This is a genomic window from Candidatus Tumulicola sp., assembly GCA_035601835.1.
Taxonomy (GTDB): Bacteria; Vulcanimicrobiota; Vulcanimicrobiia; order Eremiobacterales; family Eremiobacteraceae; genus DATNNM01.
Genome location: DATNNM010000018.1, coordinates 116904 through 133926, shown reverse-complemented (window position 1 = coordinate 133926; position 17023 = coordinate 116904). Strand labels below are relative to the sequence as shown.

The 17023-nt window shown below is 64.0% G+C and carries 20 protein-coding genes and 1 pseudogene; 10 read left to right on the top strand and 11 right to left on the bottom strand.

Features of this window, described 5'->3' with window-relative positions:
* Positions 1-6 precede the first annotated feature (6 nt).
* Positions 7-1479: an efflux RND transporter periplasmic adaptor subunit gene (locus VN934_12200; GenBank protein HXM19553.1), complete on the bottom strand. Its 1473-nt coding sequence runs from the start codon at positions 1477-1479 to the stop codon at positions 7-9.
* Positions 1480-1601: 122 nt separating this feature from the next.
* Here VN934_12200 and VN934_12195 point away from each other — a divergent pair, with 122 nt between their 5' ends.
* From VN934_12195 to metX, 4 genes are all read left to right on the top strand, one after another.
* Positions 1602-1952: a DUF5069 domain-containing protein gene (locus VN934_12195; protein HXM19552.1), complete on the top strand. Its 351-nt coding sequence runs from the start codon at positions 1602-1604 to the stop codon at positions 1950-1952.
* An 86-nt stretch (positions 1953-2038) separates the two neighbouring features.
* On the top strand, positions 2039-2497 hold the full coding sequence (locus VN934_12190; GenBank protein ID HXM19551.1) for a cupin domain-containing protein: 459 nt from the start codon (positions 2039-2041) through the stop codon (positions 2495-2497).
* Positions 2498-2509: 12 nt separating this feature from the next.
* Positions 2510-3613: a homoserine dehydrogenase gene (locus tag VN934_12185; GenBank protein HXM19550.1), complete on the top strand. Its 1104-nt coding sequence runs from the start codon at positions 2510-2512 to the stop codon at positions 3611-3613.
* Positions 3610-4668: a homoserine O-acetyltransferase gene (gene metX / locus VN934_12180; GenBank protein ID HXM19549.1), complete on the top strand. Its 1059-nt coding sequence runs from the start codon at positions 3610-3612 to the stop codon at positions 4666-4668. Before VN934_12185 ends, metX begins: the two co-directional genes overlap by 4 nt.
* Here metX and VN934_12175 read toward each other — a convergent pair.
* The 4 genes and pseudogenes from VN934_12175 to VN934_12160 form a co-directional block, all read right to left on the bottom strand.
* Entirely contained in the window at positions 4627-4782 is a 156-nt protein-coding gene (locus tag VN934_12175; GenBank protein HXM19548.1) for a lmo0937 family membrane protein, read from the bottom strand. The two genes, metX and VN934_12175, sit on opposite strands and share 42 nt — an antisense overlap.
* A gap of 12 nt (positions 4783-4794) precedes the next feature.
* Positions 4795-5268, bottom strand: coding sequence for a ferritin-like domain-containing protein (locus tag VN934_12170; protein HXM19547.1), 474 nt, complete (start codon positions 5266-5268; stop codon positions 4795-4797).
* A 132-nt stretch (positions 5269-5400) separates the two neighbouring features.
* Positions 5401-5811, bottom strand: a pseudogene (locus tag VN934_12165) (redoxin domain-containing protein).
* Positions 5812-5823: 12 nt separating this feature from the next.
* On the bottom strand, positions 5824-5955 hold the full coding sequence (locus VN934_12160) for a hypothetical protein (GenBank protein ID HXM19546.1): 132 nt from the start codon (positions 5953-5955) through the stop codon (positions 5824-5826).
* Between the two features lie 43 nt (positions 5956-5998).
* On the opposite strand from VN934_12160, the gene VN934_12155 reads away from it, so the two are divergent.
* Positions 5999-6961, top strand: coding sequence for a kelch repeat-containing protein (locus VN934_12155; protein ID HXM19545.1), 963 nt, complete (start codon positions 5999-6001; stop codon positions 6959-6961).
* Here VN934_12155 and VN934_12150 read toward each other — a convergent pair whose 3' ends face one another.
* Positions 6962-7561, bottom strand: coding sequence for a YceI family protein (locus tag VN934_12150; GenBank protein ID HXM19544.1), 600 nt, complete (start codon positions 7559-7561; stop codon positions 6962-6964).
* A 53-nt stretch (positions 7562-7614) separates the two neighbouring features.
* Here VN934_12150 and ligD (VN934_12145) point away from each other — a divergent pair, with 53 nt between their 5' ends.
* Both ligD (VN934_12145) and VN934_12140 read left to right on the top strand, forming a co-directional pair.
* Positions 7615-8544: a non-homologous end-joining DNA ligase gene (gene ligD, locus VN934_12145; GenBank protein HXM19543.1), complete on the top strand. Its 930-nt coding sequence runs from the start codon at positions 7615-7617 to the stop codon at positions 8542-8544.
* 20 nt (positions 8545-8564) lie between these two features.
* Entirely contained in the window at positions 8565-8756 is a 192-nt protein-coding gene (locus VN934_12140) for a DUF6496 domain-containing protein (protein ID HXM19542.1), read from the top strand.
* On the opposite strand, the gene VN934_12135 is transcribed toward VN934_12140, so the two are convergent.
* Positions 8757-10103 carry a divalent metal cation transporter gene (locus VN934_12135; protein HXM19541.1) on the bottom strand — a complete coding sequence of 449 codons (1347 nt, stop codon included), beginning with the start codon at positions 10101-10103 and terminating at the stop codon, positions 8757-8759.
* 51 nt (positions 10104-10154) lie between these two features.
* On the opposite strand from VN934_12135, the gene VN934_12130 reads away from it, so the two are divergent.
* The 3 genes from VN934_12130 to ligD (VN934_12120) are packed head-to-tail and all read left to right on the top strand — an operon-like array spanning position 10155 to position 13060.
* Positions 10155-10520: an STAS domain-containing protein gene (locus VN934_12130; protein HXM19540.1), complete on the top strand. Its 366-nt coding sequence runs from the start codon at positions 10155-10157 to the stop codon at positions 10518-10520.
* Positions 10521-10559: 39 nt separating this feature from the next.
* Complete coding sequence (ligD, locus tag VN934_12125; protein ID HXM19539.1) at positions 10560-11534, top strand: non-homologous end-joining DNA ligase; 975 nt, start codon at positions 10560-10562, stop codon at positions 11532-11534.
* On the top strand, positions 11531-13060 hold the full coding sequence (gene ligD, locus VN934_12120; GenBank protein ID HXM19538.1) for a non-homologous end-joining DNA ligase: 1530 nt from the start codon (positions 11531-11533) through the stop codon (positions 13058-13060). The genes ligD (VN934_12125) and ligD (VN934_12120) overlap by 4 nt, the downstream gene beginning before the upstream one ends.
* Before the next feature lie 6 nt (positions 13061-13066).
* Here ligD (VN934_12120) and VN934_12115 read toward each other — a convergent pair whose 3' ends face one another.
* From VN934_12115 to VN934_12100, 4 genes are read right to left on the bottom strand one after another with little or no spacing between them, the layout of a single operon-like run.
* Positions 13067-13963, bottom strand: coding sequence for an aldo/keto reductase (locus tag VN934_12115; protein HXM19537.1), 897 nt, complete (start codon positions 13961-13963; stop codon positions 13067-13069).
* A gap of 18 nt (positions 13964-13981) precedes the next feature.
* Positions 13982-14176, bottom strand: a complete 195-nt coding sequence (locus VN934_12110; protein HXM19536.1) for a hypothetical protein — start codon at positions 14174-14176, stop codon at positions 13982-13984.
* Between the two features lie 17 nt (positions 14177-14193).
* Positions 14194-15519 carry a TldD/PmbA family protein gene (locus tag VN934_12105; GenBank protein HXM19535.1) on the bottom strand — a complete coding sequence of 442 codons (1326 nt, stop codon included), beginning with the start codon at positions 15517-15519 and terminating at the stop codon, positions 14194-14196.
* Entirely contained in the window at positions 15512-16972 is a 1461-nt protein-coding gene (locus VN934_12100; GenBank protein HXM19534.1) for a TldD/PmbA family protein, read from the bottom strand. The genes VN934_12105 and VN934_12100 overlap by 8 nt, the downstream gene beginning before the upstream one ends.
* Positions 16973-17023 lie beyond the last annotated feature (51 nt).

Here is a 17023-nt window from a genome sequence, read left to right as displayed (position 1 = left end):
TTGACCCTAGCCGCCGCCGCGTCGGCCGGCGCCGCCGGAGAACGGCGAGGTCGGTCGTGACTGGGTGCCCTGCAGCACGGCGGTGACCACGCGATCGCCGTTTTTGAGGTCACCCGAGGCGATCTCCACATTATTGGCGTCGCTGAGCCCGATGACGACCGAGACTTGGACCGGGCGATTGTTGCGCAGCACGGTGAGTTGCACGCGAGATCCGGGGGCGCTTGACACAGAAGAAGTCGAGCCGGCTGCGGCGCGAGACTGATAGAGCAGCGCGGCGGTCGGCACCAGCAGCGTGCGGTTATGCTGACCGACGTCGATGCTGACGTTTGCCGTCATGCCCGGCATGAGCCGCGCGGTGTCGTCGTGCACCGTGACGATGGCATCGTAGGTGACCACGTTTTGGGTCACGGTCGGATTGACGCGCACTTGCGCAACCGTTCCCTTGAAGGAGACGTTCGGAAACGCGGGGACTTGGATCAGCGCCGCGGCGCCCGCGCGGACGTTGCCGACGTCGGCTTCCGCGACCGAGACGTCGACCTGCATGTCCTTCAAGTTGGAAGCGATGACGAACAAGGTCGGTGTCGTGAACGAAGCCGCGACGGTTTGCCCGACGCTGACGTTGCGCGATACCACGACGCCGTCGATCGGGCTGCGGATGATGGTGCGATCAAGATTGTACGTGCTTTGCGCCACTTGTCCAGTCGCCGCGGCGACCTGCGCTTGTCCGGCCTGTGCTTGGAACCCGGCGGTGGTCGTCTGAGCGGCGGCGGCACGCGCCTGCGCGGCGCTTGCCATCGCTTGCGCCTCCGCGGCTTTCTGCGTGGCGATCGCCACGGCGAGCGATCTCTGCGCCACCGCGGCGTTCGTCGCGTCCAAGTCGACTTGATTCTGCGCGATGTAACCTTGTGCGAGGAGCGCGCGGTCTCGCGAAACGGTCAACTCCGCCAATGTGGCTTGCGATTGTGCCTTCGCGACCTCGGCTTGCGCGGAAGCGACGCCCGCCGCGACTTGATGGCTGGTGGCCAGCGCGGCTTGGAAAGTCGCTTGCGCTTGCGAGATGCCGCTGGTCTGCGCAGAGGCTCCCGCTTGTGCTTGAGCGAGCGCCGCTTGCGCCTGAGCGTTGGCAGCTTGGAAACTTGTTTGATCGATGACCGCGAGGATCTGGTTCTTACGCACCACCGAGTTGAAATCGGCCTCGATTTTCGTGATCGTGCCCGACACCTGCGTGCCGACGTTGACCTGACTCACCGGATTGACGGTGCCCGTCTCCGCGACCGTCGAATGAATCGTTCCATATTGGACCGGGGCGGTCACAAAGCGCGGACCCGAGGAAGCGCCGCGAACGCTTTGGATCACGATCACCGCGATCGCGATGGCGGCGATGATCCCTGCGATGAGCAGCCAGCGCCTGCGCACTGCGTCCCACAGCGCTGCACCTGGAAAAGAGATGGGACGAGTTGGGGTGGTGGATTCAATCATAAGTATGGCAATTTGCTCCTCATCTCATTAGAACTCGACGGCCTTGAGAAAGACCTGGGAAGGCGCAGGCTCTCACGGATTCCTCATAATAGATGTACCCGAAAAGTGGGTATATCAAAGATATGAGTACACTCGACTTGACCAAGAACTACCCACGAAGCGGCCGCGAACTGATCGGCGGATTCGCTTGGTTGGGTCGCGCTGCTGACAAAGCACGCGCCAAGCAAGCCGGCACGCTCGGCGAATACGTCTCGCTATGCGCGATGGATAGCGGCTTCCTCGAGCGCTGCGGCGTCATGGATGATACGTTCGTTGATCTGGTCCGCGGCGGCGCCACGGACGATGATCTCGCCGAACACTTCGAGCGCTACGTCTCGGCCGTGCAGCGCGATGCCGCAAATCATTGGGTGCTCATCGACATGGCAAGCCATCTCGAGGAGCAAGATCGCGAGGAGGGTCGCCAAGCCGCCTGAAGGCGAAGAACCCGAACGCCGTCGAATCGATGTGGTGTGCCGGACTCAGGTCCGGCTTACCACATTTTCTTTTTAGGGGGTCGTTCATGAAGCAACGTATCGTGTCGTTGTTCTTTTGCCTTTCCTTAGTAACGGTGCTCGCGGCGGCCGCGCTGGCTGCCGGCATGAGCGCTGCGCCGACCGTCGTGACGGCAGACAGCATCAAGTGGGCTCCGTTCCCCGGTATGAAGGGTGTTCAGACCGCGGTGCTCTTCGGCGATCCGGCCAAGGCCGGCGCTGAATACGCCACGCGATTGAAACTCGCTGACGGCGTCAAATTCCCGCCCCACACCCATCCGAGACTCGAAGAAGTGACCGTGCTCAGCGGAACGTTGGTGGTCGGCGTGGGCAGCAAATGGGATGCGTCGAAGATGAACCCGCTGGCCGCCGGCGCATTTGCCGCGATTCCCGCGGGCCTGCCCCACTTCGCCATGAGCAAGGGTGTGACGATAATCGAGATCCACGGGATCGGCCCTGACGTCATAAACATGGTGAAGACGCACTAGCAGCATCCGGCAATGGTCATCGGACTGCTCGGTTGCGGCGTTGTGGGCGGGGGCGTCGCCGATCGCGTTTTGCGCGGACCGGTGGTGCACGGGCTGACGCTCTCGCTCGCTCGCGTGCTGGTCCGTGATCTTGCGAAACCGCGCACTCCCCAAAGCGTCAAACCACACCTCACGACGAGCGCGCTCGACGTCATGTGCGACTCGAAAGTCTCGGTCATCGCGGAGTGCATCGGCGGGCTCGAACCCGCCGGCGAGTACGTCGAGAGCGCGCTGCGCGACGGCAAGCACGTCGTCACGGCCAACAAAGCACTGATCGCGGAGCGCGGCGCCCACCTCAGCGCAGTGGCGGCTGCGCGCGGGGTCGCGCTGCGCTACGAAGCGGCCGTCGGCGGGGCTATCCCCGTCGTGCGGACGCTTCGTCAACTGGTGGAAGTCGACGAGATCACCGAGGTCGGCGGCGTGATCAACGGCACGACAAATTTCATCCTCTCCGCGATGGAAGAAGGGGCCGAATTGGCCGACGCGCTGGGCGAAGCGCAACGCTGCGGTTTCGCAGAAGCCGATGCGAGCACTGATCTCGAGGGCGTCGACGCCGCATTCAAGCTCGCCATCTTAGCCGCCACCGCGTTCGGAGCGTGGCCGGCGTGGCGCTCCATCGCTCGCCGCGGCATCAGCGACGTTTCCAAAGGCGATCTCGCGCAAGCGCGCCGCGACGGCACGCGCCTCCGCCTCGTCGCCTACGCGCGCAGAGAGAAAGAAGGCATCGCCGCTACGGTGACGCCCGCGTTCGTTCCCTTAAACCATCCCTTTGCGGCGCCGCAGGGCGTTGAAAATGTGGTTCGCATCGTCGGGCGCTGCACAGGTCCCGTGCTCATGGCCGGACTCGGAGCCGGGCGCGACGCGACCGCCTCCGCGGTGCTCAGCGACGTCTCCGACATCGCCGCATGGCTCGCCGCAGGCGGCCGTTCTGTGGCGCGGTTTGCCGCGCCCGAACCGATACGGGAGATGAACACCGTTCCACTAGCGCTGGACGAGGCTCGCGGCTCCTATCCGATCTGGGAAGACGTCACGCTCGGTCACGCACGCGGAGAAATCGTTTCGGCCGCCGGTTCGTGACGCTTGCCCGCACAGCGCTGACCCCGCGCGACGAAACAGTCCGCATCGAACCCCCCGAAGGCTTCGCGCTCAGGCACGGCGGCGTCTTGCCCTACGTGGACATCGCGTGCAGCATGTACGGGCGCACTGCGGACGAGGCGCCGGTGGTGCTCGTCTGTCATGCCCTGACGGGGAGTTCACGCGCCGCGGAATGGTGGGGCGATCTGATCGGCTCAGGCTTGCTGCTCGACACCGATCGCTATTGCGTGGCGTGCTGCAACGCGCTCGGCGGCTGCTATGGCTCCACCGGGCCCGCGTCGCTCGCTCCGGACGGCGTGCGCTGGGGGCGGCGCTTTCCCGTGGTCACCGTCGAGGACATGGTGCGCGCTCAGCACGATACGCTGCGGCGCTTGGGCGTCAATCGCATCGCCGTCGCGATCGGGGGATCGCTCGGCGGCATGCAAGCGCTTCAATGGGGCGCCGCGTATCCGTCAGCGGTGAGCGGCGTGGTATCCGTGGGTGCGACCGGCCGCATGTCGCCGATGGCCATCGGCTTGAACTCGGCGGCGCGCGCCGCGGTGCGCATCGAAGGGCGCGCGGGCCTGCGCGTGGCGCGCATGATCGGCATGCTCTCGTACAAGAGCGCGGCGTTGTTGTGGCAGCGGCACGGCAGGCGAGGCAATCGTGGGGCGGAGGATCCGGGCTCCGCGCTGGACGCGCGTTTTGACGTCGAGGGCTACCTCGAGCATCAAGGCGATAAACTCGCGGCGCGCCTCGATCCTGATTCCTTCCTTTACCTCACCAAGGCGATGGACTTGTTCGACCTCGATCCCGCCGGGTGGCGCGTGCCGGCGCTGCTGGTCGGAATCTCCTCGGACTGGCTGTATCCGGTCGAAGAAGTGAAAGCAACGGCCGCATCGCTGGGCCCGTCAGCCGACTACGTCGAGTTCCAAAGCGATCACGGGCACGACGGGTTCCTAGCGGACGCAGCGCAGCTGAGCGCCATCGTCCGCCCATTTCTTGAGGAACGCGCGCTAGACGACGCGGCGGCCGGTCAGAAGGTTGATGACGACTAGAATCACCGCGATGACGAGCAGCAGGTGGATCAACCCGCCGCCGAAGTGTATGATAAACCCCAAGAGCCACAAGACGAATAGAATGACGATGATCGTCCATAGCAGATTGCCCATCGGTCCCCTCCCTTAGTTCACCTGGTCGGCGATTTGACTCAGGAGCTCGTCCGCCTGCTTTTCTTCGTCAAGCGTCTCCTCGAGAAGCCTCACCGCTTCGTCCATGCCGAGCGCCTCGGCGTGCGTGCGAGCCGTGGCGTAGGCCGCGATCTCATAGTGTTCGATCTTCTGGGCAGCGCCGATCAAGCCTGCGTCGAGCACCGCTCCATCCAGTTGGTCCATCAGCTCCGAACCTTCTTCGAGAAGTCCCTCCATCGTAGCGCACGACTTGCCTTTTGGGCTCGCGTCGAGATTTTCGAAGATCCGCTCGAGCCGCGCGACTTGATTGCGCGTTTGTTCCAGGTGCTCTTCGAATGCCGTGCGCAACTCGAGCGACTCGGCCGTCCTCGCGAGTTTCGGCAGCGCCTTGATCATCTGGTTTTCGGCACTATACAAGTCTTTTAGCTCGTCGACCAAGAGGTCGTTGAGCGAAACGCTTGTCCTCATGGCTCACCCCTTTCCGCTCCGCGAGCGGACCTGAGGTAGTGTTTCCCTCAACCCGAACGCTAAAACCGAGCAAAGCGACGCGAGCTCGGCAGCACAGCAGAGCAAGGCGCCGCCGAGCGGGCCTCTCTTCGTCTAGCGAGATCGCGGGGTGAGCCAGCCGTGTTTGAGGATGCTAAGGCCGACGCGACCGAAGTTCGCGAGCGACCACATGGAGCTGCGGCTCGGCGCGCGCCCGCTGCTCAGACAGGCGAAGATCGCCGCGGCTGGGACGCGCTCCTCCGTGCTGTCGAGTGATCGGAACGAGATCGTGAGGTCCGGTTCGATCACGAACGTGGCGTTGTGGGAGATGCCGCCCATTTCGGGATTGAGCAGGTCCCAAGCATCGACGACCTTGCGGCCGGGGTCGCTCAGCACGACAAACGGCAGGCGCATCTCGCGCCGGAGCGCGGCGGCGCGCGGCCGATCGTCCACGGACAAAGCGGCGATCGTCGCGCCGATCTTGTCGAACTCGGGCGCAAGATCGCGGTACTCCGCCAACTGGCGGCGGCAGAACGGTCACCAATGTCCGCGGTAGGACACCAGCACCAGGCGCTTAGCGGCGCTTGCAAGCTCCGAAAGGCGCCGCTGCACGCCCTCGCTATCGAAGACCGCGAAATCCGGCGCCTTCGAGCCGACATCGGGAATCATGTGTGCGGCGGGCGTTCGTCAGGGTCGTCCCGAAACTTTCCCGATGCCTGCAGCGCCTCATAATGTAGCGTTCCGAGCGAAGCTCGGATTCGTCGTCGCGGCCGCATCGGCCGCCATTCTTTTCGGCGCATCGAGCGCGGACGGCGGGCATTGGCGCGATGCGGCGCGCATGCCGCTGCCGCGCACCGAAGACGGCGTTGGGGAACTCGGCGGCCTGATCTATGTCGTCGGCGGGTTCGGCGGCGGCGATTTCGGCGAACGCAGCGTGCAAGCATACGATGCGAAGTCGGACGTGTGGAAGGTGCTCGCGCCGCTGCCGCAGGGACTCAACCACGCTGGCGTGGCCGGCTATAATGGAAAGCTGTATGTGTTCGGCGGCTTCGCTGACAGCGGCGGCGCGACGGCCAGGTGCGAGGCGTACGATCCAACATCCGATCGCTGGCGCGCGATCGCGCCGATGCCTACCAAGCGCGGCGCGCCGGCCGTCGCGGTGCTCGACGGGAAGATCCACGTGGTGGGCGGCAACGACGGCAGCAGCCTTACCGCGCACGAGGTCTACGATCCGGCGAGCAATACGTGGAGCGCCCGCAAGGCGCTGCCGGTCGGGCGCGATCATATGGGACTCGTCGCCATCGGCGGCAAACTGTACGCGCTCGCGGGCCGCATCGACACGCACGCGCACAACACCGACTTCAACGACGAATACGATCCCGTCAGCAACTCTTGGCGCGAGCGAGCGCGCATGCCGACCCGGCGCAGCGGCGTCGCAGCGGTGGCCTACTCCGGGCGGGCGCTCGTGATCGGCGGGGAATTGCCGGGCGGCGTATTCGTCGACAACGAAGCCTACGATCCGAAGACGGACTCGTGGTCGTCGCTTGCGCCGCTGCCGGCAGGACGGCATGGAACCGGCGCAGCCGTGGTCGGCGACAAGCTCTATCTGCCTGCCGGCGGCGCGGTGGAGGGCGGCGGCAGACCAACTGATACGATGTGGGTTTTCTCTCTGTAGCTAGCGCGCGACCGCCTCGACAGATAAAGAGATATTGACGTCATTGCCGGCTATCAAGCTGCCTCCGGGCGTCTGCTGAGCCCAGCGCAACCCGAAATCACGCCGGTCGATCTTCGTCGTCGCCGAAAAAGCCATGCGCTGATTGCCGCGCGGGTCTAGTCCCTGTCCGTCGAAATGAGCGGCGAGCGTCACGGGCTTGGTGATGCCGTGAATCGTCAGATCACCGGCCATTTGGAAATTGTCACCGTCACCCGGCGTGATGGCGGTGCTTCGAAAGGTGATGGTCGGATAGCGATCGACCTCGAGCCAATCGCCGCCGCGCAGATCTTTGTCGCGATCGGCGTTTTGCGTATTGATGCTGGCGGCGTCCAGCGTGGCTTCGACCGACACCGGAACGTGGCTGCCCTGCGGCACCACGACATTCGCGCCGACGACCTTTATTAATCCGCGCACGTGCGTGAAGACCAGATGCTGCACGGTGAACTCCGCCGCGGAATGCCCGGGGTCGGCGGACCAGGTGACGTTGCCCGCCGCCCACGCGGCGCCGAAGGGCATAAAAAGAGCGAGCGCCACCGCGCCCGCCGGTCCTAAGAACTTCATGCGTTGTTGTTCGAATCGAGGGCTTCGCAATCCCCTTGCGAAAACGCCGCCGCATGACAGCCCGGGTCGTCATCCCACGCGATAAGAACGACGCGATCTTGCGCGTGGACGGTTGCTCGGTCACCGTGACCAACCTGAAAAAACAGTTTTGGCCCGCGCTCCACATCACCAAGGGCGATCTCTTGCAATATTACGCCGACGTCGCAAGCGCGCTCGTGCCGCACCTGCGCGACCGCGCGATGGTGATGAAACGCTATCCCAATGGGGCGGGCAAGCCGTTCTTCTTCATGAAGCGCGTGCCGCAGCCGCACCCCGACTGGCTCGAGTTGTGCACGATTGAGCACTCATCGGGCAGCGTCATCGATTTTCCCATGGTGCAGAACATCGCGTCGCTCCTGTGGACCGTGAACCTCGGGTGCATCGATCTGAACCAATGGTATTCGCGCTGCGACGACGTCGACCGCCCGGACTACGTGCACTTCGATCTCGACCCCGGACCCGGCGCGTCGTTCGCAAACGTTCGCGAGACGGCACTCGTCGTGCGCACCGCGCTTGAAGCGCTCGGAATGCAGGCGTTCGCGAAGACCACCGGCTCGCGCGGCATCCACGTCTACACGCCGATCGTCCGCGGTCCGGTGCAGAAGCAGGTTTGGTCCTTCGCCAAAGCTTTGTCCCACACGCTTGCGAAGACGTACCCGAAATTGATCACGGCCGAGTATCGCGTGGCAGCGCGACCGCGCGGCCGCGTGCTGATGGACTACAACCAAAACGCCTGGGGTCAGACGCTTGCCTCGATCTACTCGGTGCGGCCGCATCCGAAGGCGGCGGTTTCCACCCCTGTGACGTGGCGTGAGATCGAGCGCGGCATCGAGATCGAGGACTTCCGGCTCGACAACGTGCCGGCGCGCGTCAAGCGGCTCGGGGACCTGTGGAAGCCGATGCTCGCCGCGCGAGGGCGTTTTCGGCTCGACAAATTCGTGTGAGGTGGGTATAAATATACATCATGAAACGCAAACGCAAAAAATACGGTCCGAAAGCGGGTCAGAAGGTCGAGCGCGCGATGCATAAGATGAAGCGCGGCACGCTGCATTCGGGAAGATCCGGCAAAACGGTGAAGAGCCGCGAGCAGGCGATCGCGATCGGCCTTTCGGAAGCGCGCAAGAGCGGCGCTAAGGTTCCGCGACCCAAGAAGTGACTAGCGGCCCCACAACGCAAGCATCGCGATGAGCGCCGCGCCAAGCGCCGCGGTCGTCGTCCAGCCAAGGATATTCCCCCACAGTCCGTTGACGCGCGGGCCCATGATCTTCTTGTTGTTCGCGACGAGCATGATCGCCGCGAGCAAGAACGGAGCGATGCAGCCGTTGATGACCGCGGTCCAGTACAGCGCGGTAAAGGCGCTCACATGCGTGAAGTTGAGCAGGATTCCGACCAGCGTGGACAACCCGATGACGCCGTAGAACTGAGGCGCACGGCCGAACTGCGTGCTGAGGCCGGACTTCCAACCGAACACGCTCGCCATCGCGTATGCCGACGAACCCGTGAGTATCGGCACCGCGAGGAAGCCGGCGCCGATGAGCCCGATGGCCAGCAAGATCTCGGCCGCTTTTCCGGCCAGCGGCTCGAGCGCGCGAGCGGCGTCGGCCGCCGACCCTATGTGGGTGTGGCCCGTCTTGAACAACGTCGCGGCGGTCGCGAGGATGATGAAGTACATCACGAGGTTCGAAAAGAGCATGCCGACGTTGACATCCAAAGCGGCGTAGCGCAGTTCGGCGTCCGTCGTGCCCTTGCGCTGCCATAAAAAACGGCGCCCCGCGTCCACGTCCTCTTCGACTTCCTGGATGGCTTGCCAAAAGAACATATACGGCGAGATGGTCGTGCCGAGGATCGCCACCATGGTCGTCACATGGCCGGCGTCGAGCACAATGCTGGGCACCAAGCTGCCGCGCAGCACCTGCCACCAATCCGGCCGCGCGAGAAACGCCGAGGCGACGTATGCGAACAGCGCGAGCGTGAGCCACTTGAAGACGTTCGCGCTGAGCCGGTACGAGCCCCAGATCTGGAACGCCAAGATCAGGGCGCCGATAGGGATGATGAACAGTGCGGCAGGTATCGGCATGAGAAGATTGAGCGCCGCTGCGATGGCGCCGATGTCGGCTCCGGCGTTCACCGTATTCGCGATGACCAGGCCCATCACAAGCGGATAGACGACAAACGGCCCATAGTGCTCGCGCAAAAGCGTGGAAATGCCCTTGCCGGTGTGCAAACCGATCCTGGCGCAGATGAACTGCACCGCCGACATCATCGGCAGCGTGACGATGGCCATCCACAGGGTCGAATAACCGAGCGAAGCTCCCGCCACCGCGTACGTGCCGATGCCGGACGGATCGTCGTCGGAAGCGCCCACGATCAGGCCAGGTCCGAGTATGCGCAAGAAACGGCGAACCGGATTGGGCTCTTTCTTGAGCGCGGCTTCGCGCACGCCCACTTTTGCGGACGGAACGACGTCGGGGACCTTAGGCGCGGGCTTGCTCTCCTTGCTCATTACAGCTTTCTTCCCCGTTTTGCCGCGTCCGAAGCGGGGCACACCAAAGGTATGAACCTGCAATCACAGCTCTTGCACTTGTCGATAGCGCGGTCACCCGTGAAGGATGCTTCCAGCACGCAAGTCGTCGCGCTTGAAGGCGAGATCGATCTGGACACCGTCGCGCAACTTCGCAAAGAGTTTCGCAGCCTTCAAGACGACGGCATCAGCGAAATGGTGCTGGACATACAAAGGGTCGGTTACATCGATTCGATCGGCCTGAGCGCGCTCGCAGACGCCTCGCGAAAATTCCGCGCTGCCGGCGGCTGGCTTCGCTTGGTGAGCACGAACCAAAACCTGCGGCGGCTCTTAGACATCACCGGGCTTATCCGCTTCTTACCGCTGTTCGCGGACGTGGAGAGCGCACTCGCGGCTTAAAGCGCGGATTCGGCCGGCCGTGCGGCGAAGCGCGAGCGCATGGACCCGCGCCCGATGCTGCCGACGCTGGCGGATAAGCCATTTGACGACGACGGCTGGCTTTTCGAACTGAAATGGGATGGCGTGCGCGCCATCTGCTCCATCGATCGCGACGGCCGCGTCACGCTGACTTCGCGCAACGGCTTGTCGCTGGTCGCGAAATTTCCCGAACTTGACGGGTTGGCGCGCGAATTCACGTGCGCGCCCATCGTCGTCGACGGCGAGATCGTCAGTCTCGACGCCGCCGGGCATTCTTCGTTCCAACGGCTGCAAGGGCGGTTCAAGACCGAGCGCAACCGCTTCGGGCACGCCCGCGACGGTGAGGCTCAGCGCGAAGACGCGGGCACGATCGGGTTCTCGGTCTTCGACCTGCTCAAAGACGGCAAGCGTGATATGCGCAGCCTGCCGCTCGAGCAGCGAAAAAAGCGTCTGAAAGCATGCATCAAGTCCAAGTCCAAGCGCGTCCTGTTCTCCAAACACGTTATCGGCGAAGGCAAGAAACTGTTCGCGCTCGCGCAGCGTCAGGGTCTCGAAGGCATCGTCGGCAAGCGCCGCGACTCGCCGTATCAGGAACGCCGCTCGCACGATTGGGTGAAGATCAAGACGCATCACGAGCAGGAGTTCGTCATCGGCGGCTGGACTGACCCGCAGGGCTCGCGTCACGCGTTCGGCGCGCTGCTGGCCGGCGTGTACGACAAGGGAAAGCTTCGCTTTTGCGGCGGGGTGGGCACGGGCTTCACGCAAAAAACGCTCGGCGAAGTAATGGCGAAGTTGCGTCCGTTGGCGACGTCACGCTGCCCGTTCGCCGAATTTCCGCAAGAATTGCTCAAGAAGAGCCATTGGGTGAAACCGCAGCTCGTGGCGCAGGTGAAGTTCGCCGAATGGACCCATGACGGATTGCTGCGTGCGCCGGTTTTCTTGGGATTGCGGATCGACAAAGACGCGCGCCAAGTCGTGCGCGAAGAGCCTGCATGACGCCGCTTCGCGAGTACAAGCGCAAGCGCGACTTCGCGGCGACGCCCGAACCGGCGGGAAAAGTGGAGAAGCGCCGCGCGGGCCGTCTGCGCTTCGTCGTCCAGCAGCATCGCGCGACTAGGCTGCATTGGGACTTCCGGCTGGAGGCCGAGGGCGTGCTCAAGTCGTGGGCGGTACCAAAAGGGCCGTCGCTGAATCCGGCCGACAAACGCCTCGCCATGCACGTCGAGGACCATCCGCTCAGCTATTACGACTTCGAAGGCATCATCCCAAAGGGCAACTACGGCGCAGGCGAAGTCATCGTGTGGGATGCCGGGACGTACGAGCCGCTGGAGGGCGACAACGCCGCGAAGATGATCGCCGCCGGCAAGATCAAGTTCCGCATCTTCGGGAAAAAACTCAAAGGCATCCTCACGCTGGTCCGCATGGGCGGCAGGCGCTCCGAAGAAAAAGCCTGGCTGCTCATCAAGGAGAACGACGAGGGCGCCGACCGGCGCTGGAAGGTGGAGGACCACGACGAGTCGGTGCTCACCGGACGCACGCTGCGCGACGTCGCCAAAGATCTGGGCTCAAAGCGCTGGCTTTCGAACCGCACCGCCGACGGCGCAAGCGTGCCGCTCACCAACCTCGACAAGGTGCTCTGGCCGCGCGACGGCATCACCAAGGGCGACCTCATCCGCTACTACAACGACGTGGCGCAGTGGCTCTTGCCCCATTTGCAGGACCGGCCGCTCACGCTGCAGCGCTATCCGAACGGCATCGACAAGGAATCGTTCTTCGAAAAGAACGTGCCGCGCGGAGCGCCCGCATGGGTGAAAACGGCGAAGATCGCCTCCGAAAGCGGCAAGCGCTCTTTCATCCAGTACGTCATCTGCAACGACGCGAAGACGCTCACCTATTTGGCGAATCTCGCGGCCATCACGCTGCACGCCTGGTTGTCACGGACGGGCGCGCTGGATACGCCCGACTACGCGCTCTTCGATCTCGACCCATGGGAAGGCTGCTCGCTCGGCACGCTGGCGCGCGTCGCGCTCGCGCTGCGCGACGTGCTCGAAGGCTTGGGGATGAAGCCGGCGGTGAAGACGTCGGGCGGCAGCGGGCTGCACGTCATGCTGCGGCTCGCGCCGGAGTATGATTACGAGACCGTGCGCGGCTTCGCGCAACTGATCGCGAACCGGCTGCGCAACGTGTGCGGCGACGATGTGACGCTGGAGCGCGCGGTCGGCAAGCGCCGGCGCGGATCCGTATACATCGACTGGGTGCAGGTCGGCAAAGGCAAGACGATCGTCCCTCCGTACGTGGTTCGGGCGCGTCCAAAGGCGCCGGTGTCGATGCCGCTCTCCTGGCGCGACGTAGAGGCGATGGCGCGTAAGCGGGTGGCTGATCCGCCCGACGAGTTCGCGCGCTTCAACATGAAGACCGCGCTCAAAGCGCTGCGCGGCAAAGGCGACAGCTGGACGAAGGCTACGGCGAAGGAGCACCGGCTCGAACCGGCGCTTCAAAAAGCCAAACAAGCCTGGAAATGACTCTGCTCAGCCGAGCCATTCGGGATGCAGCTCGGTACTATCGAAATGTTGGCTCACTTTGTAGCGCTCGGATTTGCCATCCTTAGCAGCCTTGCTGGTTCTCGCGAGTAGCGCCGCACGTTCTTGCGGCGTCAATGGCTTGAAGCTGTCGACCACGTCGAGCGCCTGCTGCAGTATCGCCATGGAGTCGATCCCCGTGATCGTCACGCTCACCGGCAGACTCATGGCGTAGCGCAAGCATTCCGGCGCGCTGACCGTGTCACTGTCGAGAATGAATGGATCCCCCATCGGCTTCATGCCGAGAACCCCCATTTGCTTTTGAACCGCCACCGGCAGCACGCTTTGCTCGAAACTGTGATAATGCGCGTCCATGACGTTGAGCGGCATTTGCAGCGTATCGAAGCGGAAGCCGTGCTGGTCTGCGACTTCGAGCATGTGCCTGTGGATCTCTGGGCTCTTATGGCCGGTGAAGCCTATATAGCGCAGTTTTCCCTGCTCGCGCGCCCTAAGCACGGCTTCCAACGCGCCGCCTGCGGCGAAGATGCGCTCGGGCTCGTCCATGCGGATCACTTCGTGGAACTGCAAGAGGTCCACGTGGTCGGTCTGAAGGCGCTGCAACGACTGCTCGAGCTGGCTCGCGGCGCTCTGGGCGGTGCGGCCGTCGATCTTTGTCATCAGGAACGCCTTCTCGCGGTAGCCGTCGCGCAGAGCTTTGCCCATGCGTCGCTCGCTCTCACCCTCGGCGTAGTCCCAGCTGTTGTCGAGAAAGTTGATGCCGTTATCCAGCGCCGTGCGCACGATGCGGACTGCAAGCTTGGGATCTTCCGGCTTGCTCAAATGGAAGCCACCGACGCCGATCATTGAGATGCGCTCGCCGGTTTGGCCGAGGACGCGGTATTTCACGCGAAGGGACGCTCGACGCTACGCCGCCATTTGTTCGAGCGTGTAGCCTGACCAGCGCGATAGGCGTCGACCCGAGGCGCAGCGGCCAGGCGTGATGTCGAGGCGTTCCGAGCTCGCTGCGCTCGCTCGGAACACTACATATCTGGTCTGCGTGCATAGTGCGGCGAAGGCCGCGAACGCGGCGGATAGCCACAAGAAGCTCGAGCGTTTCATGTGAGGTCCCCCCGAGGTCATGCGAAACTCGCTTGCGCCGAGAGCGCGAATTTCGCGATCTTGGCGTCTGGAACGGCGAGCGTGCCCGGCGTGTCCGCCGATTCTGCAAGATACAGTTTGTCGCCCAGTTCGACGTCGGCCAGCCCCTTCACCATGGACGTGTAGAAGCGGAAGTTCTTGAGCGTCTTGGTGAGCTTGCCGTTTTCGATCAGAAACACGCCGTCGCGCGTGAGCCCGGTGATGACGCATTCTTTGGCGTCCACCAAGCGCGTGTACCACGTGCGCGAGATGAGCACGCCGCGCTCGACGGAGGCGATCAGCTCTTCGCGAGACTTGGTGCCGGGGCGCACGACCGCATTGGTGGGGTAACCGTCATGGCCCGTGTTCGGCATTTTGAATTTGTTCGCCAGATAGGTCGAGGTGACGTACGCCTTGGGCACGCCGGCTTCGATGAGGGTCAACTTTTGCGTCGGCGCGCCGTCGCTGGCGAAGGGCGCGTTCGCCACCAGCGGATGGCTCCAATCATCGACGATCGTGAGGTTGGGCGAGAAAAGCGGCTTGCCGATGCGCCCGACCATCCACGAATCTTGCTCCTCGAGCATTTGACCGATGTTCATCGCGCCCAGCAGTTCGTTGAGGCAATCGACGAACGCGGGTGGTTCCAGGATCACCGTGTAGGTGCCGGGCGGGAAGTCCTCCGGATTGGCCGACACCGTAGCCTTCGAGGCCGCGCGCTCGGCCCGTTCGGCCGAATCGAGCGTGGCGTAGTCTCGGGTGAAATACTCCGCGAAGCCGCTGGTGCTCGGCGCCATCGCCTTGATCTCGATGCCCGCGTAGGTCGCATCGTAGGAAGCGCGCACTCCGAGCGAGTTGGCGACCGCGTTGACGCCGCGCTGCGTGGTCGTGAAACCGGAGGCGTTGAGCTGCGAGCGCTTCATGCGCTCGAACACCGGCAGAAGTTTGGTGACGCGGTCATCCGGGGTCGCCGCCGCGGTCGAGTCGTACACGCCCCTGACCGGTGCGCTGATAGGCTTCTTCGTAGCGAGCGACACGAACTCGCGATTGGCGGGCAATCGCAAGGCGATGTCCGCGGCGGTCGCTACCAGGGCACGCAGACTCGCGTCGGAGATGTCGCCCGTCGACGCGGAACCGAGCCGCTTGCTCTTGACGTAGGTGAGTTCGACGCGCGTCTCGTCGCTGCCGATATTCTGCGTGACGTAGTTGCGCGCGAAGCGCGCGTAGTCGTTGTCGGCGGCCGCCACGATGACTTGCGCCTGGTCCGCGCCGCCGGCGAGCTTGAGGACTTTCTCGGCGATGCCGAGCGCGTCGCCTTGACTATGCATTGCTGCGCACCCCCACGCTGACGCCGGCGAAGCGCGCGTGCGAGCACGCGTGCGCCGTCCGTCCGGCCTGCTCCGGCTCGCCTTTGCCGCAGTTGGGCGTCCCCCACGCCACAAACTCCTCCGGGCCGGCGACGCGATCCATCGACGCCCAGAAGCGCGGCGTGATGCCGGTATAGGTCGGCTTTCGCAGAATTCGGCCGCGCTTGCCCTCCTTTATCTCCCACGCGATCTGCGGGCCGAACTGGAAATTCAGGCGATGGTCGTCGATCGACCAGGAGCGGATGCCTTCCACGAGCACGCCGGCCTTGGTGTCCGCGATGATCGAGTCGAGGCTTCCTTCGCCGGGTGCAAGCATGATGTTGCTCATGCGCACCATCGGAACACTGGCCCAGTCCTGAGCGCGCACCGACGCGGTCTGCGGCAGCGACGTCTGCGCCGCGGTGTCGCGCGACGAGAGAAATGCGCGCAGGATGCCGTGTTCGATCAGCGTGACGCGTTGGGGCTTTGTGCCCTCGTCGTCGTAGCCCACGGTGGCCAGACCGAGCGGAAGCGTGTTGTCGCAATAGACGGTCATCAAGTCGCTGCCGTACTTGAGCGAACCGACTTTATCCACGGTGGCCCAGGAAACGCCGGAGAAATTCGCCTCCCATCCAAGGGAGCGATCGAGTTCAAGCGGATGCCCGATGGATTCGTGCATCTGCAGATTGAGCACGTTGCCGTGCAGGATGAGGTCGGTCGTCATCGTTGGCAGCACGGGCGCCTCGCACAGCTGCACCGCTTCGTTGCCGTAGCGCGGCGCATTGTTCAGGAGATCGGCGCGCTGGACGACCTCATAGCCGCCGGCTTGGAAAAGACCGAAGTCGCCCGGACCTCCCCGCGTTTCGGCTTCGCCGTCTTTGCCGATGGCGGTCGCGCCGCAGCCGGCGCCGGATTGCACGATGCGCTGCGCGATCGCGCTGCCGGCGCTCGAATAGAACTCTTTGTCCGTTACCCAGAACGTCATGTAGGCGTAACCCGCCACCACATTCTTGGCGACGTGCAAGTTCTTTTCAGCGGCGAGCAGGTGGTCGGCGCGCTGGCTCAACGAAACGGTCGTGGGGTCTTTGGTCACGGGGGTGGCATACGTGTCGACATATTTGTCGGTCGGGGTGATCGCCCGGATGCGGTCGCTCACGCGCGCGCTCGATTTCGCTATAGACACGGCGCGAGCTGCGGCTGCGTCCAGGCCCTGTTTGTCGTAGCGGTCGCTTCCCGCAAAGCCCCAGCTTCCCTGATACAGCGCCCGTACCGCGTAACCGTCGGACGCGTTGCTCGAGACGCCGCGCACGACGCCGTTGCGGACGAACATGCGCTCAGCGCGGGCGTGCCAGAATTGAACATCGGCGTATTCGGCGCCCGAGGCTGCGGCGGTGTCGAGCACTTGCGCAGCCGCGGCGGCATGAAGGTTCGGCATAGTCATGTGTGCATTCGCTGGGCCCGGCCGCCAGCCCCTGGGCCAATTTTT

Excerpts from the sequence above, each read along its gene's own strand:
- VN934_12175 (HXM19548.1), bottom strand. The coding sequence starts at position 4,782 with ATGGGCAATCTGCTATGGACGATCATCGTCATTCTATTCGTCTTGTGG.
- VN934_12100 (HXM19534.1), bottom strand. The coding sequence starts at position 16,972 with ATGCCGAACCTTCATGCCGCCGCGGCTGCGCAAGTGCTCGACACCGCC.
- VN934_12195 (HXM19552.1), top strand. The coding sequence starts at position 1,602 with ATGAGTACACTCGACTTGACCAAGAACTACCCACGAAGCGGCCGCGAA.
- VN934_12105 (HXM19535.1), bottom strand. The coding sequence starts at position 15,519 with ATGCATAGTCAAGGCGACGCGCTCGGCATCGCCGAGAAAGTCCTCAAG.
- VN934_12135 (HXM19541.1), bottom strand. The coding sequence starts at position 10,103 with ATGAGCAAGGAGAGCAAGCCCGCGCCTAAGGTCCCCGACGTCGTTCCG.
- VN934_12150 (HXM19544.1), bottom strand. The coding sequence starts at position 7,561 with ATGAAGTTCTTAGGACCGGCGGGCGCGGTGGCGCTCGCTCTTTTTATG.
- VN934_12155 (HXM19545.1), top strand. The coding sequence starts at position 5,999 with ATGCCTGCAGCGCCTCATAATGTAGCGTTCCGAGCGAAGCTCGGATTC.
- VN934_12110 (HXM19536.1), bottom strand. The coding sequence starts at position 14,176 with ATGAAACGCTCGAGCTTCTTGTGGCTATCCGCCGCGTTCGCGGCCTTC.
- ligD (HXM19538.1), top strand. The coding sequence starts at position 11,531 with ATGACGCCGCTTCGCGAGTACAAGCGCAAGCGCGACTTCGCGGCGACG.
- ligD (HXM19539.1), top strand. The coding sequence starts at position 10,560 with ATGGACCCGCGCCCGATGCTGCCGACGCTGGCGGATAAGCCATTTGAC.
- VN934_12160 (HXM19546.1), bottom strand. The coding sequence starts at position 5,955 with ATGATTCCCGATGTCGGCTCGAAGGCGCCGGATTTCGCGGTCTTCGAT.
- VN934_12185 (HXM19550.1), top strand. The coding sequence starts at position 2,510 with ATGGTCATCGGACTGCTCGGTTGCGGCGTTGTGGGCGGGGGCGTCGCC.
- VN934_12130 (HXM19540.1), top strand. The coding sequence starts at position 10,155 with ATGAACCTGCAATCACAGCTCTTGCACTTGTCGATAGCGCGGTCACCC.
- VN934_12170 (HXM19547.1), bottom strand. The coding sequence starts at position 5,268 with ATGAGGACAAGCGTTTCGCTCAACGACCTCTTGGTCGACGAGCTAAAA.
- VN934_12190 (HXM19551.1), top strand. The coding sequence starts at position 2,039 with ATGAAGCAACGTATCGTGTCGTTGTTCTTTTGCCTTTCCTTAGTAACG.
- ligD (HXM19543.1), top strand. The coding sequence starts at position 7,615 with ATGACAGCCCGGGTCGTCATCCCACGCGATAAGAACGACGCGATCTTG.
- VN934_12200 (HXM19553.1), bottom strand. The coding sequence starts at position 1,479 with ATGATTGAATCCACCACCCCAACTCGTCCCATCTCTTTTCCAGGTGCA.
- VN934_12140 (HXM19542.1), top strand. The coding sequence starts at position 8,565 with ATGAAACGCAAACGCAAAAAATACGGTCCGAAAGCGGGTCAGAAGGTC.